Annotated in this window: 19 protein-coding genes; 2 read left to right on the top strand and 17 right to left on the bottom strand. The window is 39.1% G+C overall.

Annotated features, from left to right (window positions below):
- Window positions 1–544 precede the first annotated feature (544 nt).
- Window positions 545–2,380, top strand: coding sequence for a menaquinone biosynthesis decarboxylase (locus CQA58_RS02980; protein WP_115569235.1), 1,836 nt, complete (start codon window positions 545–547; stop codon window positions 2,378–2,380).
- Here the strand turns inward: CQA58_RS02980 and CQA58_RS02975 are convergent.
- On the bottom strand, window positions 2,367–2,972 hold the full coding sequence (locus CQA58_RS02975; protein WP_115569234.1) for a methyltransferase family protein: 606 nt from the start codon (window positions 2,970–2,972) through the stop codon (window positions 2,367–2,369). The two genes, CQA58_RS02980 and CQA58_RS02975, sit on opposite strands and share 14 nt — an antisense overlap.
- 122 nt (window positions 2,973–3,094) lie before the next feature.
- Here CQA58_RS02975 and CQA58_RS02970 point away from each other — a divergent pair, with 122 nt between their 5' ends.
- Window positions 3,095–4,024 carry a ribose-phosphate pyrophosphokinase gene (locus tag CQA58_RS02970; protein WP_115569233.1) on the top strand — a complete coding sequence of 310 codons (930 nt, stop codon included), beginning with the start codon at window positions 3,095–3,097 and terminating at the stop codon, window positions 4,022–4,024.
- A gap of 50 nt (window positions 4,025–4,074) precedes the next feature.
- Here the strand turns inward: CQA58_RS02970 and CQA58_RS02965 are convergent, their stop codons facing one another.
- From CQA58_RS02965 to CQA58_RS02890, 16 genes are all read right to left on the bottom strand, one after another.
- Complete coding sequence (locus tag CQA58_RS02965) at window positions 4,075–7,548, bottom strand: autotransporter outer membrane beta-barrel domain-containing protein (protein WP_115569232.1); 3,474 nt, start codon at window positions 7,546–7,548, stop codon at window positions 4,075–4,077.
- Between the two features lie 242 nt (window positions 7,549–7,790).
- Window positions 7,791–8,039 carry a hypothetical protein gene (locus CQA58_RS02960; protein WP_115569231.1) on the bottom strand — a complete coding sequence of 83 codons (249 nt, stop codon included), beginning with the start codon at window positions 8,037–8,039 and terminating at the stop codon, window positions 7,791–7,793.
- Window positions 8,040–8,194: 155 nt separating this feature from the next.
- On the bottom strand, window positions 8,195–11,194 hold the full coding sequence (mfd, locus tag CQA58_RS02955; RefSeq protein WP_115569230.1) for a transcription-repair coupling factor: 3,000 nt from the start codon (window positions 11,192–11,194) through the stop codon (window positions 8,195–8,197).
- Window positions 11,191–11,559, bottom strand: coding sequence for a bactofilin family protein (locus CQA58_RS02950; RefSeq protein ID WP_115569229.1), 369 nt, complete (start codon window positions 11,557–11,559; stop codon window positions 11,191–11,193). The genes mfd and CQA58_RS02950 overlap by 4 nt, the downstream gene beginning before the upstream one ends.
- Complete coding sequence (locus CQA58_RS02945; protein WP_115569228.1) at window positions 11,481–12,434, bottom strand: M23 family metallopeptidase; 954 nt, start codon at window positions 12,432–12,434, stop codon at window positions 11,481–11,483. The genes CQA58_RS02950 and CQA58_RS02945 overlap by 79 nt, the downstream gene beginning before the upstream one ends.
- The gene (locus CQA58_RS02940) at window positions 12,434–13,345 is read right to left on the bottom strand and encodes a M23 family metallopeptidase (RefSeq protein ID WP_115569227.1); all 912 of its coding nucleotides are present in this window, start codon (window positions 13,343–13,345) and stop codon (window positions 12,434–12,436) included. Before CQA58_RS02940 ends, CQA58_RS02945 begins: the two co-directional genes overlap by 1 nt.
- Window positions 13,342–14,445, bottom strand: a complete 1,104-nt coding sequence (locus CQA58_RS02935) for a Mur ligase family protein (protein ID WP_115569226.1) — start codon at window positions 14,443–14,445, stop codon at window positions 13,342–13,344. Before CQA58_RS02935 ends, CQA58_RS02940 begins: the two co-directional genes overlap by 4 nt.
- Window positions 14,442–14,966 carry an LPS assembly lipoprotein LptE gene (gene lptE / locus CQA58_RS02930; RefSeq protein WP_115569225.1) on the bottom strand — a complete coding sequence of 175 codons (525 nt, stop codon included), beginning with the start codon at window positions 14,964–14,966 and terminating at the stop codon, window positions 14,442–14,444. The genes CQA58_RS02935 and lptE overlap by 4 nt, the downstream gene beginning before the upstream one ends.
- The gene (gene leuS / locus CQA58_RS02925; protein ID WP_115569224.1) at window positions 14,963–17,377 is read right to left on the bottom strand and encodes a leucine--tRNA ligase; all 2,415 of its coding nucleotides are present in this window, start codon (window positions 17,375–17,377) and stop codon (window positions 14,963–14,965) included. The genes lptE and leuS overlap by 4 nt, the downstream gene beginning before the upstream one ends.
- 9 nt (window positions 17,378–17,386) lie before the next feature.
- Window positions 17,387–17,728: a DUF6394 family protein gene (locus CQA58_RS02920; protein ID WP_115569223.1), complete on the bottom strand. Its 342-nt coding sequence runs from the start codon at window positions 17,726–17,728 to the stop codon at window positions 17,387–17,389.
- A 12-nt stretch (window positions 17,729–17,740) separates the two neighbouring features.
- Entirely contained in the window at window positions 17,741–18,712 is a 972-nt protein-coding gene (gene secF, locus CQA58_RS02915; RefSeq protein ID WP_115569222.1) for a protein translocase subunit SecF, read from the bottom strand.
- A 2-nt stretch (window positions 18,713–18,714) separates the two neighbouring features.
- Window positions 18,715–20,271 (bottom strand): protein translocase subunit SecD, encoded by a 1,557-nt coding sequence (gene secD / locus CQA58_RS02910; RefSeq protein ID WP_115569221.1) that lies wholly within the window; start codon window positions 20,269–20,271, stop codon window positions 18,715–18,717.
- 6 nt (window positions 20,272–20,277) lie between these two features.
- A complete protein-coding gene (yajC, locus tag CQA58_RS02905; protein ID WP_115569220.1) occupies window positions 20,278–20,556 on the bottom strand; it encodes a preprotein translocase subunit YajC in 279 nt (92 codons plus the stop codon).
- 21 nt (window positions 20,557–20,577) lie between these two features.
- Window positions 20,578–21,891: a Na+/H+ antiporter NhaA gene (gene nhaA, locus CQA58_RS02900; protein ID WP_245942746.1), complete on the bottom strand. Its 1,314-nt coding sequence runs from the start codon at window positions 21,889–21,891 to the stop codon at window positions 20,578–20,580.
- 10 nt (window positions 21,892–21,901) lie between these two features.
- A complete protein-coding gene (locus tag CQA58_RS02895; protein ID WP_115569219.1) occupies window positions 21,902–24,709 on the bottom strand; it encodes a RecB-like helicase in 2,808 nt (935 codons plus the stop codon).
- Window positions 24,699–25,397, bottom strand: coding sequence for a DNA alkylation repair protein (locus CQA58_RS02890; RefSeq protein ID WP_115569218.1), 699 nt, complete (start codon window positions 25,395–25,397; stop codon window positions 24,699–24,701). Before CQA58_RS02890 ends, CQA58_RS02895 begins: the two co-directional genes overlap by 11 nt.
- Window positions 25,398–25,475: the final 78 nt, after the last annotated feature.

Raw genomic sequence — 25,475 nt, 5'->3', positions numbered from 1 at the left:
TCTCACTGATTGGGAAGTGGAATAATACAACAAAAAAATGAAAATGAGTCAAGAAATTGCAAAAAATTTGAAAAAAATTGCAAATTTAGTGAAAAATGAAGGAAAAGAGGGAGAAAATGAGGTGGGAGAGATACATTAAATAATGGGAAAAATAATAAAAATAGCGTGAGAAGAGAGAAAGTTGGGGAAAGAATATGAAAAACGATATGGAGAAAATGAAAAGATGAGAGAAGAAAAAACAAGAGAGATATGTATAAAAAACATAAAGAATAAAGAGGAAAAAGTATGAAACCAAAAAACAAAGCGATAATGAGATAAAAGCAATAGGGGGTTTGAGAGAAAACTACATTTCAGCCCCCACACAATGATAACAATGATAACAATGATAACAATGATAACAATGATAACAATGATAACAATGATAACAATGATAACAATGATAACAATGATAACAATGATAACAATGATAACAATGATAACAATGATAACAATGATAACAATTTGAAGCACTAGGATAAAATATCAAAAAACAAAAAGGCCAAAAATGCAAAGTTTTATCAATCTAGCAAAAGAAAAAAATCTGCTCAAAATCATCGATACTCCCCTAGATGTCGAGCTTGAAATCCCTTATATCTCTTATATTGAAGTCAAAAAGAAAGATGCAAAAGCCCTGCTTTTTACTCACCCAAAAAAAGGAGATAAGATTTATGATACTCCTGTGCTAACTAATATTTTTGGCTCTTTTGAGTTGCTTAATCTCATCGTAGGCAAAGATATTGAAAGCATTGCAAATCAAATCCAAAACCTCCTCAAGCTCTCCCCACCCAAAACTTGGATTGAGAAAATCACCAAAGCCAAAGAGCTTTTTGCATTGCGACACGCATTCCCCAAAATTCTCTCCACTCAAGGAGAATGCCAAGAGGTTGTCATCTCAAACCCCTCACTCCTAGAGCTTCCCATCCTTAAGACTTGGCAGAGAGATGGTGGGGCATTTATCACTATGGGGCAAGTCTATACCCAAAGCCTTGAGGGGGGAGTGAGAAATCTGGGAATGTATCGATTGCAAATCTTTGATGACAAACGCCTAGCTTTGCATTGGCAAATCCACAAAGATTCAAATCACTTCTTCCACCAATACAAAAAAGCAGGAGTAAAAATGCCTGTGAGTATCGCTCTAGGGGGAGATCCACTCTATACTTGGTGCGGACAAGCCCCTATGCCTTATGGTGCGTTTGAGCTAATGCTTTATGGACTGATTAGAGAGAAGAAGGTTAGGCTAGTAAAATCAATCACTAATCCTATAATGATTCCTAGTGATGTGGATTTTGTGATTGAGGGGTGGGTAGATCCTAGCAAAATGGAGCTTGAAGGACCTTTTGGGGATCATACGGGCTACTACACCCCTATTGAGCCTTATCCTGTGCTTGAAGTGAGTGCAATCACACACAAACGCTCTCCCATCTTCCCTGCCACAGTGGTGGGTAAGCCTCCACTAGAGGATAAATATATGGGTTATTTGACTGAGAGAGTGTTTTTGCCGATGCTAAAAACCACTGCTCATGGACTAGTGGATTATCATATGCCTGAAAATGGTGTATTTCACAATCTTATCCTTGCCCAAATCGCTCCAAACTACCCTGCCCACTCCCAACAGATAATGCACGCCTTTTGGGGAATGGGGCAGATGAGTTTTGTCAAACACGCAATTTTTGTCAATACTAACTCTCCCTCACTCACAGACTATCCCTCACTCACTTCTCATATCCTCAATCGCTTTCACCCTAGCAAACTCCTCATTACTGAGGGAATCTGCGATGCACTTGATCACTCTTCCCCTAGCTTTGCAAGAGGGGGGAAGCTTGGAGTTGATGTGAGTGGAGAGGAAGTAAAAAGAGAGGATTTTGAGCTAATGGGCGATGGGGAGTTGCTTCAAAAGATTCAAGAGCTTATGCCTGAAGCTAGGCTTTTGCGTCAATACTTCACTCACACCCACAACCCTATCACAATCTTGGGGGTAAAAAAAGACAACCACTCCCTCCTCCCCTCACTCCAAAAACTCCAAGCCCTTCAAAATCACCTCTCTATCCTCATCGCTGTTGATGAAGAAAAAAATGATTTAGACAACCCCTATATGCTCGTGTGGAGGATTACCAATAACATTGATGCAAAGAGAGATATTCTTATCTTAGGGAATATGGTGTACATAGATGCCACAGACAAGGGGCTATGTGATGGATATATGCGTGAATGGCCACTAGAGACTGATTGTGATGAGGGGGTAATAAAGTCTTTGAGAGAGAGGGGATTGCTTGAGGTGAGTGATGAATTTTTACACCACTTTCACATCACACACTCAAGCCAAACACTTAATAAGCACTAAAAAATGTGGGGAGGATATGGTAGGTATGCAAAAGGGAGATGATATAAATCAACGCTCCCATACCAATCCAAACTAATGCCCTTTTCATCTCCACGTGGTAGAAATGCACCAAAATTGTAAGCTTCTCTGGATAGCTAAAATTTTTGATACGACTATCAGGGAAGAAGCGTGGCACATCTCTTAAAAATTGTCGATAGTTCTCTCCATAGCGTCCTTCAAGATAAGTTTCCTCATCTTTGATTGTTACACGATATGCCAAAAGATAAGCGATGATTCCCACCACCATAAAGCTCCATTGAGCCTTAATCAGAAGCAATCCAATAAACCCTATAAAAGAAAAGAGATATAAAGGATTTCTACATACCCCATAAGCACCCTCTTTGATAAAGCTATTGCCATCACTTCCGTTGTTTTTCATTCCACCAATATAAAGCGTGGCATAAAGTCGCCCCATAATCCCTATAAGAATGAGGGCAAACCCTGCCACAAGCATTAGATTTTGCACCACAAGGGGCATTTTGCTTTGAGAGAAAATCACCCAAATGGCAAAAAGTGAGCCAATAATGTATTGCACAATCATTCGTTTCGTCATACAATGTCCTTAAAAGTAATCTTTATAAAAATTCTAGCAAGAATATTAGCGATAAAAATATGTTTTAAGCATTTTTTGAGTAAGTTATAATTACATTTTAATATCCCCACAAAGGAAACATTATGAGAGGTTTCAAAATTTTTACCGGAACAGCCTATCCTGAGTTCTCACAAGAGGTTGCTAAATTTTTAGATGTGCCACTAGCAGGTGCAGTGGTTGGGAAATTTAGCGATGGAGAAATCAATGTGCAAATCAGCGAATCTGTGCGAGGAAAGGATATCTTCATTATCCAGCCCACTTGTGCTCCTACAAATGATAATCTAATGGAATTGCTTGTGATGACTGATGCGTTTAGACGAAGTTCAGCTAGGACAATCAATGCGATTATCCCCTACTTTGGCTATGCAAGACAAGATAGAAAAGCCGCCCCTAGAGTGCCAATCACAGCTAAACTTGTAGCAAACCTTATGGAAACTGCAGGGATAGATCGAATCGTTACGATGGATTTGCACGCAGGGCAGATTCAAGGATTTTTTGATGTGCCTGTGGATAATCTCTATGGCTCAATCATCTTCCGTGATTATATCAAGCAAAAAAATCTTCCTAACCCCATCATCGCTTCCCCTGATATCGGTGGGGTTTCTAGGGCAAGATACTTTGCAGATCAGCTAGGGTTTGATCTAGTGATTGTCGATAAGAAAAGAGAAAAAGCCAATGTGAGTGAGGTGATGAATATCATCGGAGATGTTGAGGGCAAAGATGTAATCCTAGTCGATGATATGATTGATACAGCAGGGACAATGTGTAAGGCTGCTGAAGTGCTAAAAAAACACGGAGCAAAAAGCGTAATGGCACTTGGCACTCACCCTGTGCTAAGTGGTCCAGCGATTGAGAGGATTGAAAATAGTGTGCTAGATGAGATTGTGATGACAAACACTATCCCACTCTCCAAAAAATGCTCTAAGATTAAAATCCTCAGCGTAGCTCCACTTTTTGCTGAAGTGATTCGCAGAATCAACAACGATGAGAGTGTAAATTCTCTCTTTATCTAACTCTTTTCCCTTCCCCTTGTGGGGAAGCTGTGGAGGTTGAAAATTACTCCTTACTCTTTATTGTTTTGATTGTTATCTTGATCTTCTGATTGCTGTGAGTTAGGAATGCTTAGTGGGGCAGATTGAGTCTTTTCATCTTGTATTTTGTGAATCTTTTCCCCAAAACTAAAGCGAGCACCTAAATTGGCTTGATAATTCTTATAGAGGGTATCTCCAAAGCTTTTTTCAAAATCAAAATAGATACTTGCTGTCTCTTTGATATAAATGTTTGTCCCCACATTAAGCACAAATCTTCCATTGCAATCCATTCCCTTCTCTTTATAAGTCCCCATATTTGGGAGAGAATATGTCATCTCTCCTCCACTAATGACATCATACTCATAGCTTGTCCCAAGATGAACATCTGCTTTACTTACAATCTCACTCCACCCATCAAAACTATACCCCCAATCCACTCCTGCTCTCATACGCAATAAATGAGAGGCACTTTGTGATATATCCATCACATTATCTACCCCTGTCATCAAAAGATTTTGCGTCGCATTACTTCCACTAACAAAAGCATAGGCAATCTCCATTTGTGGGGTAATCATCCACTCCTTTTTCTCTCCAAGCTTTGCTTGATACCCCACCTCTTGAGAGAGAGAAAACGAAAAGTCATCAAGGACAAAGCTCTCCATCATCGGCATTGAAACATCGCTTGAGTAATATCCAAACTTGATGATACTATCTGTATAAAGCCCTAAATGAGAAAGATAAGTATTATATAGGGCTAATTCTACACCATTGGTTTTTATGGTATTTGTTCCATTGATGAAATCAATTGGGCTAACTTGGTAACTATCTTCTTGCGATTTTGTATCAGAACCCACCCAAGCAAGTGCAAAACCGATAAAATCAGTATCGCTTTCTAGCCCTATGGCGTGATCATATCCTGCTTGAATGCTTGTATAGACAGCATTGGTTTGTAGTGTGTCTTTGAAAATCTCTTCTCCTACAAAAACTCTAGCCCAAACGCCATCGACATTTTCAAGAGAGCGAATATCTCCCAAACGCTTATTAAGAGAGTTGAGGGTTGAGCTTACTAGAGTAAAGTTTGTTTTGAAAGCTGAGCGAGTGAGTGGAGCTACACCGACATTGGGAACATCAATATTATCATCGCCTACAGGGGCATTATTGTCATTGCTAGGAGGTGGGGCAACTTCTTCATTTCCCTCATCAGGTAGTGGAATTGAGGGTGGGGTTTGCCCATTGTTTCCATTATTTTCATTATCCCCACCACCAATTGGAGGAATCATCTCATCTCCACCATTTCCACCCTCTGATCCACCTCCTCCCACTTCTCCCCCACCTGTGCTACCCCCTCCACTTGGAGGAGTAGGAGAAGTTACATAATAATAAGAATAATCCCCCACATCGCTTCGATGAAGAGTAAGTGTGGTGGTTCTTAGCCCACTATAAGCTGTAATATTTTTAGAACCTCCATTTTGTAAGTCATTGAAGATTAAATTTGAGCTTGTTTTTACCTTTCCTACTAGCATATATCCTGACATATTTTTTGTGGATTGATTAGGTGCAATAGCTATGGAGAAAGTATTGTTTCCACTATTTCCTAAGTTGTTTTCGATGATGATTCGATCGCTTGCTCCAAAACTTGCCACACTCCCACTAGGATTACTATAAGCTCTTCCATCAAAATTTGCTATCTCTACATTACTTGTAGAAATATTTGGATTGACATAAGTGATAAAATTTACATTTTTGATATTGGCATTTTTGATTGTCAAGCTTCGAGTAGCTAATTTTCCATCCACCTCACGAGATTGTGAAGAGTCTTGTGCCATTCCTGCAAGATTGACAATAGTGTTTTTATCTGTGGAAGCACTACTTATAGGATTGCTTACAAGACTTTCAAATGTCTCTAGCACACCCCCTTGTGCTTTTGTGAAAATGATAGAAGAGTTGAGCCGATTGATTGTGAGATTGATTTTGCCCTGTGTGACATTTGGATCACTTGATTGAAGGGCATTAAAAGCCACCATTTCTTGACTGCCATTGCTTCCATTAAACTCAAGAGTCCCACTAGAGAGTGTCATATTTAAGGTTGCACCACTTGCTACACTGATTCCTGCATTTCCCTTAAATGTCATTGAGGTTGTATAGATTTTTCCTGTATCTTTTGCTAGATAAATACCCTCTTGAGTGATTTCTGAAAGCTTGGCATATTCTTGTCCAAAGATTGCCTTTGCTCCTGATTCGAATATGATTGAAGCACCTGTCTTATTGTTATAACTATAGATGAGATAATCACCACTACCATTGAAAACATCTTCAGAATAAATAAGTGCATCTGTCTTCAAAGACAAATTTCCTGAGTTTGATACAACCCAAGTTTTTGTATTTTCTGTATATTTGCCAAAAAGATTTTTTTGCAAGATTATTTGTCCATCAATACTGCTATCTCCTGAAGCCTTCAATCCATAAACACTAGAGTATGCATAAATCTTGCTTTCTGAAGTTTGAGATTCTTCATTAAATACATAAGGATTCAAAACACCACTCAAGTGTCCATTCGCTAATTCAAGCAATGTTGAGGTATTGATACGAGAGGTGGACGATGGTTTGCTATAGGTATTAAAAGTGATTTTTTGATTTTGTGATGAAAGAATGCTTAAAGAAGCGTTATTTATCAAAATCCCAGTATGATCGGTATAACAGCCCTTTATTCCTGCCTGAAGATTTAATGTCTTTGTAATATCAAAAATGGTATTTTTACCATCAATTACAATATTTGTCGCATCTGATGATGCTGTATTATGATAATTTCCTTTAACCTTAATGACTGTATTGTCAGCAAAAGTAATCTTTGTTGCTTTTTCTTGGGAATTTGAAACAATATGGATTCCATACACTTTTCCCTTTGGACTGACTGCCTCATCTTTGCCTGAAACAGAAAAATTTCCTTGAACTGAAATGTCATCTAAAACTAGCATTCCTGAATAATCTGTATTAACATCATTTGAAAATATCGCAGTTTCTCTGCTGTTTGTAGAAGTATTTGTAGAAAAGGCATACCTTGCATCCTTGAGGTTAGAATAAATCCCATAAGTAATATTTTTCTCAAGATTAACCTTCTCCCCAACCTCTATTGTTGCACCATGATCTAGCAAGGTTTCTGAGCACTCATCTTTGAGAATGTAACTTTGATCATTTCCGATAAATTCTGAGATTTTAATATTGTATTTTTGGATTCTTCCAGAGTGTCTGAGAATACCAACTGCCTGATTAGAACCTGCATTGATTTTTAGCTCTAATTCTCTTAATGGTAGTGTTGAATCTGTAAGAACACTATCAATCTGTGTTAGATTACTAGAGAGCTCCACCCCCACAATATCACTACCACTGCCCTCAATACTCAAAACACCTTTTGCTGTTGCACTTCGATTGATAATCAATCCCCTGTAGGGAGTTGATGAGCTTTTGGCTATAAGCTTTGTTTCTACACCAAAATCCACTTCAGCCATTGCATCAGAAAAACTAGAGACATAAAATCCAAAATCCGAATCTGTTGGAGCATTAACTGCACCATATGCGATTGATACATTATCAAGTGTTAGGCTATGTCCGGTTTGGTTTTTAAAGAGATTGACATATGCCGATCCACTAGCTAGACTAAGAGAGCCTTTTTGGAAATAAATATATTTTCTAGAAGCATCATTTGAGAGCAGAGAAGTCGTCGTTCCTTGAACTAATACTCCTGCATTAGCTACATAACTCTCATCAATTTGTCTTGAAGCTTGTAGGGGGGGGGGGTAATGAATACTAGACTTTCAGAAAATTTTACCTCTGTTCCAGAAGCAAGATTGATATTAACTCCAATCTTTTTATCATTTACTTGTGAGGGTTTGAGTTCGCTTTGTGCTTCAACAACTCCTTCACTGCTAATATTCAAGGCATTTAGCCCAACAGAACTTAATAAAACAGCCAAAGAAGTGGCAATGGTTTTCCTTTGCATAATTTCTCTCCATAGTTAATTTGGGATTCTGAATTTTGCAAAGTCCAAGTTTTGCAAAATCCTTGAGGTTTTTGATTGGGAGGCTATAAAATCCTACGCCTATCTCAAAAAAAGTAATTATATATTAAATCAAAATTTTTTAGTCGATAATCAGTTCAAACAGATAAAGAAGTCTTTTTCCTCAAAACTTCCAATATCGTTGCAAGCACATCGTCATCATCTTTGCTTGGGGATTGCAAACTCTCTTTGCTTCCATCTTGATAGGTGAAGGCGATGTTTTGAGCATAATTTGAAATCATTTTGAGCTTACACGCACTTGCTAAGATTTTGATGATGATAAGATCTAAGAATTGTTTAGTGAAGTTATCAGGTTTGCCAAATCTATCTTCGATTTCTGCTTGGATTTTGAAAACCTCATCGACACTTTTGCACAATGCAAGTCGGCGATATAGCTCTAGCCTTAGTCTATCTGAAGCAATGAGTTCAGGGTTGAGATAAGCTGAAACATTGAGTTTAAGATCTACGCTCTCCTCTAGCAACTTCTCTTTGCCACTGAGAGTATTGATACAATCCTCTAGCATTCTAAGATACAAGCCATAACCAATATTTTTGATATGCCCACTTTGAGCCTCTCCTAAGAGATTCCCCCCTCCTCTAATCTCCAAATCGTGATATGCCAAAGACGCTCCACTGCCAAGATAGGAGTTTTGCTCTAGGGCAAGAAGTCGCTTCTTTGCCTCTTCTCCCAAAGATTCTCTATCCTCAATCAAAAAGTAGCAAAACCCCTCTTTGCTCCCACGCCCCACTCGCCCTCTAAGCTGATGAAGATCGGCGATTCCAAATCTATCTGCCCCCTCAACTATCATTGTGTTGGCATTGCTTAAGTGAATGCCTGATTCTACAATCGAGGTGCAAAGCAAAAGATTGTATTCTCTTTGAAAAAACCTCTCCATAATCTCATCACTATTGGGGGTTTGAGAGTGCAAGATAGCGATTTTGAGGTTTGGCAAAAGCTCTAGCAAATCCTCTTTTCTCTTCTGAATGCTTGCGATGTGATTGTGGATAAAAAAGACTTGCCCCCCTCTTCTTAGCTCTCGGCTTATGGCTTCTTTGAGGAGTCCTTCGCTGTGATTCTTTACAAAAGTTCGTACCCCCTCTCTTTCTTTGGGAGGGGTGAGGAGTGAGCTCATTCCTTTGATTTGAGAGAGAGCCATATTGAGTGTGCGAGGAATTGGTGTGGCTGACATTGAGAGCAAATGCACATTTGTGCTTAGCTCTTTGATTTTCTCTTTTTGCTTCACTCCAAACTTATGCTCCTCATCAACCACGACTAAGCCAAGATTTTTGAAAGTCGCACTCAAAAGGGCGTGAGTGCCTACGACAACATCGACATTGCCCTCAGCTATGTTTTTTAGAACACTTGTTTTATTTTTTATCGTGCTATCAAGTTTGGCTAAGCGGATATTAAACCCCTCAAAGCGTTTTTGCAAAGAAGCAAAATGCTGAGAAGATAGAAGTGTGGTAGGAGCGATAAGGGCAGATTGGAATCCACTTTTGCACACTGCAAAAATCGCATTCATCGCCACCTCTGTCTTGCCAAAGCCCACATCTCCACTCAAAAGTCTATCCATCACTTTGCCACTAGAGAGATCAGTATAGATTTCAGTAATGCTTTTTTCTTGATCTTGGGTGAGGGTAAAATCACAAGCATTTTTAAAGACTTCAATTTCGGGGTTTGAAGTGTTGATTTTGCACCCCTCAAGCAAATCTCTTTTGGCTGCTAGGGCGATGATTCCTCCTGCGATTTCAAAAAGTTTGCTTTTGACTTTATCTCTAAGCTTAGCAAAGCTCCCTTTCCCTAAGCGATCCAAGATTGGCAAAGTTCCTGAATTGGCAATATAGCGATCGATTAGGTGGAGATTTTCCACAGGAAGAAGAAGTTTGTCCTCTCCTTGATAATCAATCTGTATAAAATCCCTCACACTCCCCACAATCTCTGTCTGAATAATCCCTCTAAAAATCCCCACGCCATACTCTTGATGCACGATATATTCCCCCACCCTTAGCTCATCAAGTAAGATTTTGGGCTTTTTCTTTCTGCTCTTTTGTGTGAAATTATTAAGTGAGAGGATAAGCTCTGTGGGAGTGAGGATATGCAAGACATTGGGAGAGAGCTTGAGAGTAACCCCCTCTAAATCATAATGAAATTTTAGGTTTTCAAAGACTGAATTATTGTTGCTTAGAAGTGTGATTTTTTTGCTCTCGTGGGCTTGGAGGAGCAAAGAAAGGTTTTTGGGATCAAAAAGCACATCGCTATACCCCTCTATGGGCTCTAGCACTTTGGCATTCTCTAAATCTTTTGGCTCTAAATCACTTCTCTCTTCAAAAGAAAAGATTTCATCGACCTCTTGTCTTGCTCCTTGAGTGAGAGCTGTTTTTAGAATCTTTGGAAGAAGCACTTTGTGAGGTAAAAACCAAAATCCTAGACTTTGAATATCAGAGCTTAGGGAGTGAAAATCGCTTTTTTGGATATTTTTCTCTAGCTCTTGGGCTTCTTCTTGAGTGAGAGAGAAAAAAGGAGGAGTAATCTCAATGCTCTCTTTTCCTCCCTCAAGACAGATTTGACTCTCTACTTCAAACTCTTTAATCTCTTCAATAAAAATATCAAAAAATGAGATTCGATAAGGGCGTGGATGATGAGGGATAAAAATATCCATAATATCCCCTCTAAAGCTCACCTCTCCCTCCATTTCTACAAAATCCACAAACTCATAGCCATAAAGCAGTAGTTTTTCTTTCAACTCTTGGAGGGGATAGTCTTGCTCTTTTTTGAGAACAAAAGAGTTGAGGTGATTTAAGGTTGGGAGAGCATACATCACACTAGAGATAGGGGAGATGAGAATCTTGTTGCCCTCTTGGGTATAGTAGCTCTTTAGCGTATGAGTAAGGGTGCTAAACTCTTGAGAGAATGAGCGTAAATCATCGCCATAAACTGCCCTAAACTCTGGGAGGATAAAAGGAGTGATTTTGCTCTGAGGGGAGAGATAATCAAGGACTTCAAAGGCCAATTGTGCTTCTTTGCTATCTTGAGTTAGCACCAACTCAAAATCAAGCCCTTTGCTTTGAGCTAGAGCATAGAGAATGGAAGAAATCAATCTAAATTCTCTCCATCCTCTACAATACTCTCTCCTGTAAGAATCCCTTTTCTCTCTATCACAAGCTCGTGGCTACTGACTTTTCCATCGATTTTTCCATAAGGCATAATCTCAACAATTTTGGATTTGACATTCCCAAAAAGTTTCCCACTTACGATGAGTTTTTCTGAAAAGACTTCGCCATTGACAACGCCATTTTTACCAATATTTACCGTGTTGTTTGAGTGGATTGTCCCCTCAAAATCTCCATCGATATGAAGATGACATTGAGTGTTGATCTCACCCTTTATTTTTGTGCCACTTGAGATGATGGTAGCTCCATTTGTTCCATCAGATTGTTTATCGTTGCTAGCAAAGACTGCCATGGTATATTTATCTCCTTTGTAAAAATTAAATCAAAATCTCGCATATTCCATTCTATAAAGATTTGAGGATCAATATAAGCTCCCAAAAACCTTATCTCATAATGCAAGTGAGGACCTGTGCTAATCCCTGAGTTACCACTATAAGCAATTATCTGTCCTTTTTTGACAAAATCGCCCCTTTTGACAAGCAAATCATTCAAATGTGCATAATAAGTCTTGAATCCAAAAGAGTGATCAATCTTGATAAGATTGCCATAACCTCCATTATAGTCTTTTCTTGCAAATTCTACCACACCATCAGCTGTGGCATAAATGGGTGTGCCAATTTCTGCACTAAAATCCACTCCTGCGTGCAAGTGCTTTCTTTGCAAAATAGGGTGAATGCGATATCCAAAGGTATCTGAAATCCTTCTATAATAATCCATTGGATAACCATTGGGGATAAACTTCATTACAAAAGCTTTCTGCACTCCTGCCAAAGAAGCTACCTCCAACCTATCTTGAAGCCCATAATTGACTTTTTCATACTCATCAGTATCTGAGGGAACTCCATCTAAAGGAAGTCCCACCAAATCCTCCAAATGCTCTACCCTATCTCCCACCAACGCCAATTCTTCCACTCTTTGATCAATCTTATCATTGAGGGCTGAATTTTTATCTAGGAGCTTTTGATACTCACTCAAAAGAGTATTGTTGTTTTTGGCAATGTATTCAAGCTCGTGTCTAAAAACACTAATAGAAATTATAGAGAAAAAAATAAGAGTTAGGATAAAAACCACGATATAGAATGCGATTCGCTTAAAAAAGGCATTGATATTTAAAATCCTGCTTCCCTTAGAATCTGTGATCATCAAAACAAGGCGATTACTAAACATTATGCCCCCTCTTGTGGAGTATTGCGATGATTTTGAAGCTGTTTTAAGTCATCAAGAGCCCAAAGCAATCTCTTCCATCTCACATGAGTTTGTTTGCTAAAAATACTATCAAAATTCTCTTGTCCCCATTGGATATAATCCAATGCGTTTTGATATCCCCCCAAAAATCTTATCTCATAATACAACCTTGCTCCATTGCTATTGCCTGTGTTTCCACTATACCCAATCAACTGCCCTTTTTGCACAAAATCTCCCTTTTTCACTAGCACTTCAGAGAGGTGGGCATACATTGAGCTAAATCCATAGGCGTGAGTGAGTTTGATGAATTTTCCATATCCCTTTGTCCCAAGCCTTGAGAGATCTACAATCCCATCAGCTGTGGCGTATATTGGGGTTTTTAGAGGTGTAATATAATCAATCCCACTATCCACTCCATAAGTGCCTTTGGAAGGGTGGGGACGCAATTTGACTGAAGCGATTTTAGCATTTCCTTCAATAGGATTGCCATTGGGGATAATTTGAAGCAAAAGGTTTTTTTGAGCAGGGCTAAAAACTAGCTCAACATTGCTTTCATCAAAAGGCTCATCAATATTTTTAGAAAGAGAGACAATATCTTCTAAGTCATCTACTCTTTTGCTTACTTTGATGAGTTCCAAAGAGCGTTCATCAATTTGACTTTTGAGATTTTGGTTTTGATAAAAGGTGTTTTTGTAGTTTTGTGTGATTTTCTCTTTTTCTGCACTAATCTCTTGAACCTGCTTCATCAAATATGTCATCAGAAAAAATCCACTCACAATCAGGACAAACACCACCAAAAGCGTATAGATAAAAATCTTTTTGGCAACTTTGTGGAGATTGAATTGCTTTGAGCCTTCTTCATCTACGATACTCACATAGATTCTATCTTTCATTTTTCTCTCTCCAAAAATGTCCTTACCACAGAAAAAGAGCCAAATACAAGGTATTCCTCCCCACTCTCAATCCCCTCAAAATCTCTATAAGGCAAAGCCAGAGTCCTCAAAATCTCCTCTAATCTCTCTCTCTCCACTATCCTGCTCTCATTGACTGCAATGATTTGCACCTCTTTAATCACAGGGCGTAAAATCTCTAAAACTTGAGAAATATCTTTTTGCTTGTAGGCATTATACACTAGAGTGATTTTTTTGTTTTTATACTCTTGGCAAATTGCTTTTGCCCCATCAGGATTGTGTCCGACATCAAGTGTGATATTTGGGGTGTATTTTTGAGCTCTACCACTTAAATCAAGCCTTGCAATATGCTCTAGCTCATAGCTCACACCCAAATAATCTAGCACTTTAGAGGCTAAAGTGAGGTTTTGGAGCAAAAAAAGTGGCATATCAAAAGGAGGGGATAGAAGAGAGGAGCAAACCCTAAGCTCAGCCCCTCTCTTCTGTGCAATCTCTGTAGCGATAGGCAAGACTTCTTTATAGCTTTGAATCCCCAAAAATGCTAACTTTCCCATAGAGTTGAGTTTGGTTGTGGCAATCTCTTCTATGCTCTCCCCCAAAATCTCACAATGATCTAGTCCGATTTGAGTAAAAACTGAAATCTTAGCTTCTATTGCATTAGTGCTATCAAACTCTCCTCCAAGCCCAGCCTCTAGCACCAAATACTCCAAATCTTTTGCCAAAAACAAGCACAAAAAAGTAAGATACTCAAAATAACTTGCCTCTTGCATATAGGGTTTTTGTATGAGGATTTGATGAGATTGCTCTAGGGTTTGCATAGAGATAAGCTCTCCATTGAGATAAAACCTCTCATTGAGTGAGAGTAGATGAGGGGAAGTGAAGTGCAAGACATTTTTTAGCCCTCTTGCAATCATTCTGCCTGTGCTTCCCTTGCCATTTGTGCCAACGATATGAATGACTTTGGGAGAAAATGTGGAGAGAAAATCAAGCTTGAAGTGTGAGTAAATCCTCACTACTCTACTTGGATCAAAGGGAGCGTATTCTGCCCCTTTTTGCTCCAAAAATTCCTCTAGTGTTTTCATTTAATCTCTTTTTGTTTGAGGTGGGTAATCCCTTGATAGAAAGTTTTAGAGACAAAAGAGTTAATGGCTTGTTCAATCGCTGTGGTGATTGCATCAAGTTGGGCTTTTTCAATCGCAATAGAAGTCATATTTCCTGTGGAAGCATAATCCCCTGTCCCATTTGTCGTAATGTCATAAGATTCTCCATAAATGCTTGTATAAGAGAAATTTACATCAACACTTGCACGATAGTGGCTTGTAAAACCTTCATTGTCTTGAGCTAGAGAGGAGAAGCTGATAGAGGAGAGTTTGAGGATAATTCTGCTCTCTGCACTCTCTTTAGGCTCAACATCAAGATGAAATCTTGAAAGAAAAGCTTTGTTGAGTATATCTTTGGCTGCAACCCCTGCTTTGGGAAATTCAGGATTGACACTCACTTCGACATATACGCTTTTTCCAAAGATTCCTCTAGCATAATGAGCAAGGGGGCGATAGCCACACCCCACTAATAAAAGCGATAAAACAATCCCTAAAATTCTCATTTCAAAACAAAATTAACCAACTTGTTTGGCACATAAATTTCTTTGAGTATCTCTCCCTCTAACCATTTGCTTACGCTCTCTTTGGCTAGTGAGAGAATCTCTTCTTTGCTTGCATTACATTCAATCTCAATATCTGCTCTTTTTTTGCCATTGACACTCACCACAATCACTAAACTCTCGCTTTGAAGTGCAGTTTCATCGATTTTTAGAGGAGTGAGATTTTTGAGTGAGAAAAGCTCACTAGAGAGCTCATAGCTTGTATGGGGGATAATAGGCTCTAAGAGATTGAGGAGGATAAAATACCCCTCAGTCCATACCTGTGGGTTATCTTGATCACTTAGGGCATTGAGGGCTTCCATACAAGAGCTAATAAGAGTATTGAAAGGATAGCCACTGATTTTTTTGCTAAAAATCTCTTCACTTTTTTTGAGGGCTTCATAGACTTTTTTTCTAGCAAATTTGCTCTCTTTGCTGAGTGCTGAAGTATCCACTTGGGGGAGACTTTGGCAAGGGGTAGCATTTTTGCTTCTATCCCAAAGGCGTTTGATGAAGCGATAAGCCCCCTCTAGGGCGTCATCATTCCACTCTAGCTCTTTTGTAGGAGGGGCAGCAAAGAGGATAAAAAGTCTTGCACTATCAGCTCCATACTTTGAGATGATAGAGTTTGGATCAACTACATTGCCCTTGCTCTTGCTCATCTTAGCTCCATTTTTTAGCACCATTCCTTGAGTAAGAAGATTTTCAAATGGCTCACTAATCTCTACATAACCTAGTTTTTTGAGGACTTTTGTGAAAAATCTTGCATAAAGGAGGTGCAAAATAGCGTGCTCTATCCCTCCAATATATTCATCAACATTGAGCCAATACTTCATTGCTCCCTCATCTAGGGCTTTTTGCTCTCGCAAGATTTTGGGAGTCACATAACGCAAAAAATACCAACTTGATTCCATAAAGGTATCCATCGTATCAGTTTCTCTCAATGCTTCTTTTCCACATTTTGGACAAGTGCAGTGCTTCCAAGAAGGGTGTTTTTCAAGAGGATTGCCCTCTCCATCAATGCTTACATCATAAGGAAGCAAAACAGGTAATCTCTCTTCAGGCAATGTGCCACACTCTTTGCAATGCACCAAAGGAATCGGTGTCCCCCAATAGCGTTGGCGAGAGATTCCCCAATCTTTGAGGCGATAGTTTGTTACCTCTTCTCCTAGCTTTCTCTCTTCAAAAAGAGCGATGATTTGCTTCTTTGCCTCAAGATTATCTAGCCCACTAAATTCTTGGCTCTCTATAAGCTTACCTTCTCCCACATAAGGAAGCTCTCCCCCCTCAATCACTCTCTTAACCCCCAAACCACAAACTTTTGCAAACTCATAATCTCGCTCATCGTGAGCAGGGACTCCCATTACAGCTCCACAACCATAATCAGCCAAGACAAAGTTTGCCACCCAAAGTGGGATTTCCTCTCCACTTAGAGGGTGAATCACACTCACTCCCAAAGGCACACCACTTTTAGGAGCTATTGAGCGATCAAGGGCTGTGGTGTTTTGCATTTCTTTGATTTTGTCTTGACTTTCTTTTGAGAGAGTGGCAAAAAGCTCTTGGACAAGTTGATGTTCAGGTGCTAAAGCACAATAAGTTACACCAAAAATCGTATCAGCTCTTGTAGTAAAGACTTTTATCTTCTCAATCTCTCCTACTCTCTCTTTAAGATTTAGCTCAAACTCCAATCCACTTGATTTGCCAATCCAATTTCTTTGCATTTGTATTACTTGGTTAGGCCACTTGCCCTCTAAAAGATTCAAATCATCTAAAAGCTCTTGGGCAAAAGAAGTGATTTTGATATAGTATTGCTCCATTTCTTTTTGCACTACTTGTGTATCACATCTCCAGCATTTCCCCTCAATCACTTGCTCATTTGCTAAAACGGTTTTGTCATTGGGACACCAATTCAGATAGGCTTTTTTGCGATAGACATATCCTGCTTTCCACAAATCAATAAATATCTTTTGCTCCCAATGTGTATAGTCTTCATCACAAGTTGCCAACTCTCTTTCTTGAGAGAAAGAAAGCCCCAAACTCATTAGCTCTTTTTTCATATTATCAATATTTGAGTAAGTCCAATCTTTGGGGTGGAGTTTGTGCTTGATAGCGGCATTTTCTGCAGGCATTCCAAAAGCGTCCCAGCCAATGGGGTGTAAGACATTAAATCCATTTTTGCGATAATATCTTGCAAGTGCATCGCCAATGCAATAATTTCTCACATGCCCCATATGGATAGAGCCACTAGGATAGGGAAACATTGAGAGGATATATTTTTTGGGAAGTGATGTGTCTTCTTTTGGCTCAAAATCTCCCTGCTCTAGCCAAGTTTTTTGCCATTTGCTCTCTATCTCTTTGGGATTATAATCTCTCATCTCCCCTCCTTAATAATCACTATCTTTGCTTTTGGCACACTCAATCAACATCAATGCCACAGAAAACACACTTGCTGCCAAAGCTCCGATTGCTAAGGCGTTTGCCATTTTTGCATTGTTTGAGAGTTGAAGAAACAAAAATGCAGGAATAAGGTGCAAATCCACCACCAAAGAACTTGCCAACATTTCAGAAGAAAGTAAGTTTTTTACTCCAATCTTTAGCGTTGTAGAGATGAAATTTACTGCTGCTGCTACAAAAAGCATTACAAGACTAGGATCATAGAGATAGCCAATAATCGAAGTCAAACTCATCAAACTAAAAAATATGAAAAACACTCGTCCCCAATCCATTTTTACTCCTTTTTAAACTTGTCCGTTTTGATACATTTCACGCATTTTTTCTCGCTCTTTTTCTCTCTTTTGCTTCTCTAAGAGTTTGGCTCTGTATTTTTCAAGATTGAATCCAAAGAGGATGATCAAAGAGGGAGCCAAAAACATAGAGCTATAAGTCCCTGCAATCACGCCTACAAGCATTGGCAAAGAAAAACCAACGATAATCTCTCCACCAAAAAGATAAAGAGTTAAAACCACAAACAAAACCGTAAGAGAGGTAAGAAGTGTTCTTGAGAGAGTTGAAGAGAGTCCATCATTAATCACCTCACTCAAATTCTTTGCCTTTCCTTCTAAAATCTGCTCCCTAATGCGATCAAAGATGATAATGGTATCATTGATTGAATATCCAATGATTGTTAAAAGGGCAGCGATGACTTCAAGGTTTAAGTCAATATGAAAAAGGATAATACACGCTGAGCTGATAAGCACATCGTGAAAAAGTGCAAGCACAGCTGAGAGGGCAAATTTCCACTCATAACGATAAGACACATAAGCTAAAATCGCCAAAAGTGCCAAAGCAAGGGCTGTGATTCCTTTCTCTTTGAGCTCTTTTCCTACCTTTGGTCCCACCAAATCCACTCTTCGGATTTCAAACTCGCCACTAGGCTCTAGCACAGCCTTAACTTCATCATTGAGTTTGGAAGCTGTGAGATTGGGGGAGTAGGGGATTTTGATAAGAATCTCTTCTTTTGAGCCAAATTCACTCACTTGACTTCCCCTAAAATCCTCTTTGCTCTCCAAAAGCTTTCTAATCTCTTGAATTGGAGCGTTTTGTTTGTATTGAATCTGCACCAAAGTCCCCCCTGCAAAATCCACTCCATAGCTAAAGCCTTTGCCAAAAATCAAGCCCAAAGAGACAATGATAAGAGCCAAAGAGATAAAAAAGCTATAACGATTGTATTTGACAAAATCAAAAATGCGATTGTTTTTTATAAGCTCCATATTTACCCCTTGATACCAAACCAAAAATTTCTATTATTGGATTTTACAATTCTTTTAAGAAGTGCTTGATAAATGCCCTGAGTGCCGATAATTGCTGTTACCACAGAAACCACAATCCCTATCACCATAGTGATTGCAAACCCCTTAATCGCTCCTGTTCCATAGATATAGAGCAAAATGGCTGCAATGATTGTGGTGAGATTGGAGTCAAAAATCGCTCTTGAGGCATTGCTATATCCCTCTTCTATGGCTTGAGCAATAGGTTTTTGAGAATATAGGCATTCTCTGATACGCTCATTGATGATGATATTTGCATCAACTGCCATACCCACCGTTAGCACAATTCCTGCCATACCAGGGAGAGTGAGAGTCGCCCCAAAGAGAGCCATAATCGCAATAATAAGCAAGATATTTACAAGCAATGCCCCTACTGCAATCACCCCTGCAAAATGATAATAAACAATCATAAAAACAAGCACAAGCATAAATCCACTAAAGAGGGCGATCATAGAAGCCTTGATACTATCAGCTCCCAAACTTGGTCCAACACTTCGCTTCTCTATCACTTCCACAGGAGCTGAGAGAGCTCCACTTCTTAGAGCAATTGCCAAATCACTTGCTTCTTCAGGTGTGAAGTTTCCACTAATCTGCCCACTTCCTCCACCGATTCTCTCTCTAATTACAGGGGCTGAATATACCTTACCATCTAGCACGATTGCCATTCTTTTGCCAATATTTGCACCTGAAAAATCTCCAAAGAGTTTAGCCCCTCTAGAATCAAGACTGAAAGCCACCACAGGTTGAGAGTTTTGATCATAGCTTACCTTTGCATCTGTAATCATCTCTCCATCAATAATTGGCACAGCCTTAAGCAAGATTTTCTCCCCATTTCCCATCGCATAAGGCAAAAGCACATCTCCATATTTTTTGGCTTCAGCCTCGCTCATTTGAGAAGATCTCATCGCCCTCTCTTCATCAACTGCCATCATTTGCAAATGAGCTGATTTTGAAATCAAATCAATAGCTCTTTGCTCTTCTTGAGCGTTTTTGATTCCGGGTAAAGCCACTAGGATATTCTCTTTGCCCTGTCGTGTAACACTTGGCTCACTTAGTCCAAAGAGATCTAAGCGATTACGAATCGTGCCGATAGCTTGTTCCATCGCATTTTTGGCGATTTGCTCTTTTTCTTGTGGAGTAAAACTCACAGAATATTCCCCATTTTCACTACTCACACTCAATCCCCCTATCTCTTTGAGCAATTCATCAACTTGAGGTTTTTTGTCTTTATCAAGGAGCTTGAATCTAAGTGCGTCTTGGGAGAAAGTAATATTGCGAATAAGAAGTTTTCTGCTTTTTGCCTCATAAGAGAGCGTGGTAGCAAGAGAGTTGTATTTGGATTTGATAGCTTCTGAAGTTTTGACATCTAAAAGCATTGTCAATCCCCCTTGCAAATCAAGTCCGAGATTTACTCTTGGACCTGAGATATTGCTAAAAGAGGGCAGACTTAAAGCAAGTCCAAAAAGACCACAAAAAATAAAGATAAGCAGTCTGTAATTCATAGATACTTATTGCTCAACTTTATAAGCAATATATTCCTTGACAAGCTTCATTGTGCTTTCCCCTGAGCGAACAAGGAAGTAATTGTCTTCTTTTTTGACAATTTCACACATAATTCCACCATAAGAAACCACCTTATCTCCTGCTTGAAGTGCTTCAAGCATTTCTTTGTGTTTCTTTTGTTGTTTTTTCTGTGGGCGAATAAACAGAAAATAAAAAATCGCAAAAATTGCGATAAAAGGGATAAGAGAAGTCAAAATCCCCATTGCACCTTGAGTTTCTTGCATAGAGTATCCTTTGTATTGAAATTAAGCTTGGGATTTTAGCACATTAGTTTTCTTACCTAAAAACAAAAGGGTAATACTTCCTAAAATTCCTGCCAATAATGAGGAGCAAAGGATAGAAATTTTTGCAATATCCACATAAGAAGCTTCGATAAAAGCAAGATTTGAGACAAACATTGACATTGTAAAACCAATCCCTGCAAGCATTCCTGCACCAAAGATATAACTCCAAGATAGCCCCTCAGGTCTTGAAGCAATTCCTAGCTTCTCACACAAAAATGTCAAAGCAAAAATCCCCACAGGCTTTCCGACAATCAAACCTAATGCCACACCATAGATAATATGGCTAGAGCTAAAATCTATACTTCCCCCCTGAATGCTTACCCCTGCATTGGCAAATGCAAAAAGAGGCATAATCAAATAGGTTGAGTAAGAATGCAAGAAATGCTCAAGTTTTGAGAGTGGGCTTTGCACTTGAGAGATTGCTTTTTTCATTCCCTCTACTTGGTGGATTTGCTCTTCAGTGAGTAAAACATTTTCACGCTCTTTTTCACTATGAGAGAAGTGTTTGATCTCTTCATCTATCTTTTCCATAAAAGCTTGAGGCTTCATCTTTGGCTCTGTGGGAATACAAAATGCCAAAACAACTGCTGAAATTGTCGCGTGGATTCCACTCTCGTGTGTGCAAAACCACAATACCACTCCTACAAGAAGATAGGGGATAAGTGAGCGAACTCCTGCATAATTGAGTGCGACAAGCACACCTACTAAAAAGGCTGAGCATAAAAGCCAAAAGAGAGAAACGCCACTGCTATAAAAAATCGCAATCACAACAATCGCACCCAAATCATCAACCACTGCCAAAGTTACCAAAAAAAGCTTAAGTGAAGCAGGAACTCTTTTGCCTAGAAGCAACACCACACCCAAAGCAAAAGCAATGTCTGTCGCCATTGGGATTCCAAATCCGTGAGCTGTGGGAGTCCCAGCATTAAAGATGATATAAATAATAGCAGGGACAATCATTCCTCCAATAGCTGCAATTGCAGGGAAAGCAGCTTTTTTGAATCCTGAAAGCCCACCATAGAGAAACTCTCGCTTAATCTCTAGCCCCACCATCAAAAAGAAAAAGCTCATCAACACATCATTAATCCACAAATGCAAACTAAAACCAAGATAGCCATTTTCTCCATAAGCAATCCCTAGCTTTTGATGCCATAACTCAAAATATGCCTCTCCCCAAGGGCTATTTGCCACAATCATTGCAAGCAAGGCACAAACAAACAAAAAAATCCCACCAAAACTCTCTGCGTGAATAATTCTCTGAAACGCTTTAATCAAATCTCTCCTCCTATATGTCAATCTTGACAAGCTCAAAACGATCTTTATAGACTAGATACCCCTCTACTTTTGCATTATCAAATTGAGATTTGACAAAGCCAATGTAGTTGCTCATTTGCTCTTGATAAGAGTGATTTTCTCCTCCACTTTTATAATCAAGCACAACAGCCTTTTGCACCTCTCCTCTCTCATCTTTGTCAAGGAGCAGACAATCTATTCTATAAAGTTTGTTTTCTAGCATAAAGGAAATTTCAGTTTTTAACTCACTAAAATGAAATTCCTTTACAAGAAGTGTATAGATTTTTTCTAATGATTCCAAAATGTCCCTTTTTTCCACTTCACTTAGATAAAGTCCATAATGGTTATCTAAAAAATCTTTTATTTCTTCTCTTTTTATATGATACCCCAAATACATCTCTAATGCTTTATGAAATGCTTCACCTTTTTTAATTGAGGGAATATGATTGGGTTTATAGGGCAAAGAGAGAGATTGGATATAACCCTCTTGGCGTCCAAAATCCTTTTGCTCTACAAGAATCTTGCTTCTTTTTTGAATGGGATTTGAATCATTGCGGGTAATCTCTAGCTTCCCTCTCTCTCTTTGCACCAAAATCTCCCCCTCTTTATCGACAAGATTAAGCAATGCAAACTCACTCCCCCCTCTTTGAGGGACAATAGGCATAATCCACAAACTCTCACACGCCCTAGTCAATGCGACATAAAGCACATTTTTTTTCTCAATTTCACTTTTTTTATCTTCCTCACTTTTGACATAAGCAAATACCTCATCTACACTCTCTCTCCCACTCTCTGAGATAAAAAGCACACCATTAAGCTCTTTGTCATAGTGGCAAAGGATTTTTTCTTGAGCATAGTTTTTCCCTCCTAGACGATCAAGAACTATAAGGTGTTTGAACTCCAAGCCTTTGGATTTGTGAATGGTTAGCACCCTTAAGCCCTCACTCTCCTCTTCTCCCCCCTTGCTTTCTCTCACGCCCTCAAATAATTCTTGCAAATCCTTGCACCCACAAGCAATCTCTAACACCCTTTGAGCTTCCAAAGAATCAAGCCCATAGAATAAAATCACTTCATACACCAAACTTGCAATCCCCTCACTTCTCCACGCCACACTCTCCACCACCTCATCAATCCCACGCCCCAAAAGTTTGGCAAGTCTTGCCCTCAAAAGCTCATCTTCCACTCCCTCAAAGCGATTTTTGGAGTATTGCAGGGCATTGAGGATGATTTGAGCATCTCTTTTTTTATCCAAAGAAATACTTTCTTCAGTGATGATATTTTCATAATAGTTTTTGAGAAAATCTCCCACCTCTAGCACATCTTGATTACAAAATGCCAAGATAGCAATATCCTCTAGTCTTGCTCCAAGAGAGAGGAGAGAGGTGATTGTGTCTTTGATTTGAGAGAGGGCTTTTTCTTTGCCCTCTTCTTTTGCCTCAATGCTCTCAAAAATATATACATATCCTCCCTCTTTTTTGCTTTTTTGGGGAATGTAGTGGCTATATTGAGATTGAAAAATCTCATTGACAAACTCTACAATCTCTTTTGCACTACGATAATTTGTATCAAGATTTTGTCTTTGAAGTGAAAAATGCTCCCTCACATCTTCCATCAATCGCCCCTCTCCCCCACGAAATTTATAAATGCTTTGCTTTTGATCCCCCACTACAAAAAAACTTCTCTCTCCCACTCTCCCCTCTCCTGAACAAATCTCATCAATGAGAGGATAGAGGAGTTTGTATTGCATTACACTTGTATCTTGAAACTCATCAAGCAGAATATGAGAAATTTTGTCATCTAATCTAAAGTAGAAAAAATCTCTCCCCACCCTCTCCCCACACAAAAGGGCATAACACTTCTTTGTAATATCATCAAAGCTTAGGCTTTGATGATGCTTGATATACCAATCTTTGCTTTTTTGATACAAGGAGCAAAAGGTTTGCAAAAAATCCAAAAAAAGCGATTCTTTGATTGCATAATATTTTTTGAGAATGCCTTTGAGCTTATCAAAAAGAGGGGTAGAGAGTTTGAGTGCTTTAAAATAATGGTATTCACTGCCATCTTTTATCCACCCTCTTGAAAGCAACTCTTCAAAATCGCCAAATTGAGCATATTTTTTGGCTGAAGCCGAGCTTTTGGGGTGTTCTAAAATCATTTTAGCAATCTCTCTCCCCACCTCTACTGCCTTCTCTTTGACTTCTTCTAAATCCCCATAAACCCTCTCTTTGAAGCTCTTAGGATAATTCATCTCCACTTTTTCTATCATCTCTAAAACACTAGAAATATTTTTGCCCTGAGTGAAGCAGATTTGCAAAAATAAGTCTTTTTGTTTTTGAGAGAGGGAAGAGAAGAAGTGGGAGTAAATCTCCTCTTGATTCATATCTTTTAGCTCAAAGCTATGAGGCACACCCATATACCAACAAAATCGCTTCACAATGGAGTTCAAAAACGCATCAATTGTCATAATTTTGGGCGTTGAGGCATAGAAGTTTTGCAAAAGTGAGGGGGAGAGAGCGATGATTTTTTCTCTCTGCAAACTATACTCTTGCTCCAAAGTCTTTAGCACCCCCTCTCTATCGCTCAACTCTTTGCTTGATTGCAAATCTTCACTTCCTAGAATCTGCAAAAAGTAAGCAATCCTAGCCCTCATCTCATTGGCTGCTTTATTGGTGAAAGTAAGGCTTAAAATCTCTCCCACCTTTGCACCCTCAAGCAAAAGATACACATACCGACACGCTAGGGCATAAGTCTTACCACTCCCTGCTGAGGCTTGCATTGTGATGAATTGTTTAGTTTGCATAACTTCTCCTTAGAGATTTAATCAAAGCCTTGCTCTCCTCTCCCACTTGTTTGCTCTCACAAATCTTACGCATACTAAGGGATTGGATACTGGGGGAGAGTCTTTGGGATTGAAGCAAAGAGAGGATTCTTTGCCTCTCTTTGAGAAAAATTTCACTTATCGCCCAAGAAGCTCCCATTTTGAGGTAGTAGGGAGTATCCTCACCCAAATCACAGATTCGATCAAGAAGCTCTGTAAGGCTTTGAGGATAGTAGCGAGTGAGCATCATTATCACAAAACGCAACACAAATTCCTCATCACAATACAACTCTCTAAGGAGCAAAGAATGCAACTTTTTATAAATAGAGGCGTATTTTTTGCCTTTAATCCAACGCAATTGAGAGAAGAGATTATCCACATAATTCCAACTATCTATCCTCTCCAAATATGCTCTTGCAAACTCCCACCAATCCCTTGCCTTCATCTCTTTTAGCTCTAAAGCCAGAATATCTCCAAGGATTATCCACTCCTCACAAGAGAGTTCTTGAGAGATGAGAGTAAGCATTTTTTCTCTCTCTTGTTTATCTAGCTCTTTGCTTATCCTATGTAAAATCGGCATTCTCACGCCCAAAAGTGGGTAGCGAGTGCGAACAATTTTGGAAGCAAAAAGGGCGTAGTTTTCATCAATATAGGGAGAAAAATCAATCATTCTCTATCCTTATCATTTTAGATTCATAAAACTTGATTGACATATACTAAAGTTTTATTATACAATAACGCTTAAATA

It is taken from the genome of Helicobacter brantae, from assembly GCF_003364205.1.
In the GTDB taxonomy this organism is placed as follows: domain Bacteria; phylum Campylobacterota; class Campylobacteria; order Campylobacterales; family Helicobacteraceae; genus Helicobacter_G; species Helicobacter_G brantae.
The sequence above is the reverse complement of the archived record's forward strand: the minus strand, read 5'-3'. Positions and strand labels throughout refer to the sequence as shown.

What these genes read in the sequence shown, in the direction of transcription:
- CQA58_RS02920 (WP_115569223.1), bottom strand. Translation starts at nt 17,728, where the DNA reads ATGGATTGGGGACGAGTGTTTTTCATATTTTTTAGTTTGATGAGTTTG.
- CQA58_RS02895 (WP_115569219.1), bottom strand. Translation starts at nt 24,709, where the DNA reads ATGCAAACTAAACAATTCATCACAATGCAAGCCTCAGCAGGGAGTGGT.
- CQA58_RS02950 (WP_115569229.1), bottom strand. Translation starts at nt 11,559, where the DNA reads ATGGCAGTCTTTGCTAGCAACGATAAACAATCTGATGGAACAAATGGA.
- yajC (WP_115569220.1), bottom strand. Translation starts at nt 20,556, where the DNA reads ATGCAAGAAACTCAAGGTGCAATGGGGATTTTGACTTCTCTTATCCCT.
- CQA58_RS02975 (WP_115569234.1), bottom strand. Translation starts at nt 2,972, where the DNA reads ATGACGAAACGAATGATTGTGCAATACATTATTGGCTCACTTTTTGCC.
- secF (WP_115569222.1), bottom strand. Translation starts at nt 18,712, where the DNA reads ATGGAGCTTATAAAAAACAATCGCATTTTTGATTTTGTCAAATACAAT.
- CQA58_RS02970 (WP_115569233.1), top strand. Translation starts at nt 3,095, where the DNA reads ATGAGAGGTTTCAAAATTTTTACCGGAACAGCCTATCCTGAGTTCTCA.
- CQA58_RS02980 (WP_115569235.1), top strand. Translation starts at nt 545, where the DNA reads ATGCAAAGTTTTATCAATCTAGCAAAAGAAAAAAATCTGCTCAAAATC.
- CQA58_RS02945 (WP_115569228.1), bottom strand. Translation starts at nt 12,434, where the DNA reads ATGTTTAGTAATCGCCTTGTTTTGATGATCACAGATTCTAAGGGAAGC.
- lptE (WP_115569225.1), bottom strand. Translation starts at nt 14,966, where the DNA reads ATGAGAATTTTAGGGATTGTTTTATCGCTTTTATTAGTGGGGTGTGGC.
- CQA58_RS02935 (WP_115569226.1), bottom strand. Translation starts at nt 14,445, where the DNA reads ATGAAAACACTAGAGGAATTTTTGGAGCAAAAAGGGGCAGAATACGCT.
- CQA58_RS02960 (WP_115569231.1), bottom strand. Translation starts at nt 8,039, where the DNA reads ATGCAAAGGAAAACCATTGCCACTTCTTTGGCTGTTTTATTAAGTTCT.
- CQA58_RS02940 (WP_115569227.1), bottom strand. Translation starts at nt 13,345, where the DNA reads ATGAAAGATAGAATCTATGTGAGTATCGTAGATGAAGAAGGCTCAAAG.
- CQA58_RS02890 (WP_115569218.1), bottom strand. Translation starts at nt 25,397, where the DNA reads ATGATTGATTTTTCTCCCTATATTGATGAAAACTACGCCCTTTTTGCT.
- secD (WP_115569221.1), bottom strand. Translation starts at nt 20,271, where the DNA reads ATGAATTACAGACTGCTTATCTTTATTTTTTGTGGTCTTTTTGGACTT.
- CQA58_RS02965 (WP_115569232.1), bottom strand. Translation starts at nt 7,548, where the DNA reads ATGGCTGAAGTGGATTTTGGTGTAGAAACAAAGCTTATAGCCAAAAGC.
- leuS (WP_115569224.1), bottom strand. Translation starts at nt 17,377, where the DNA reads ATGAGAGATTATAATCCCAAAGAGATAGAGAGCAAATGGCAAAAAACT.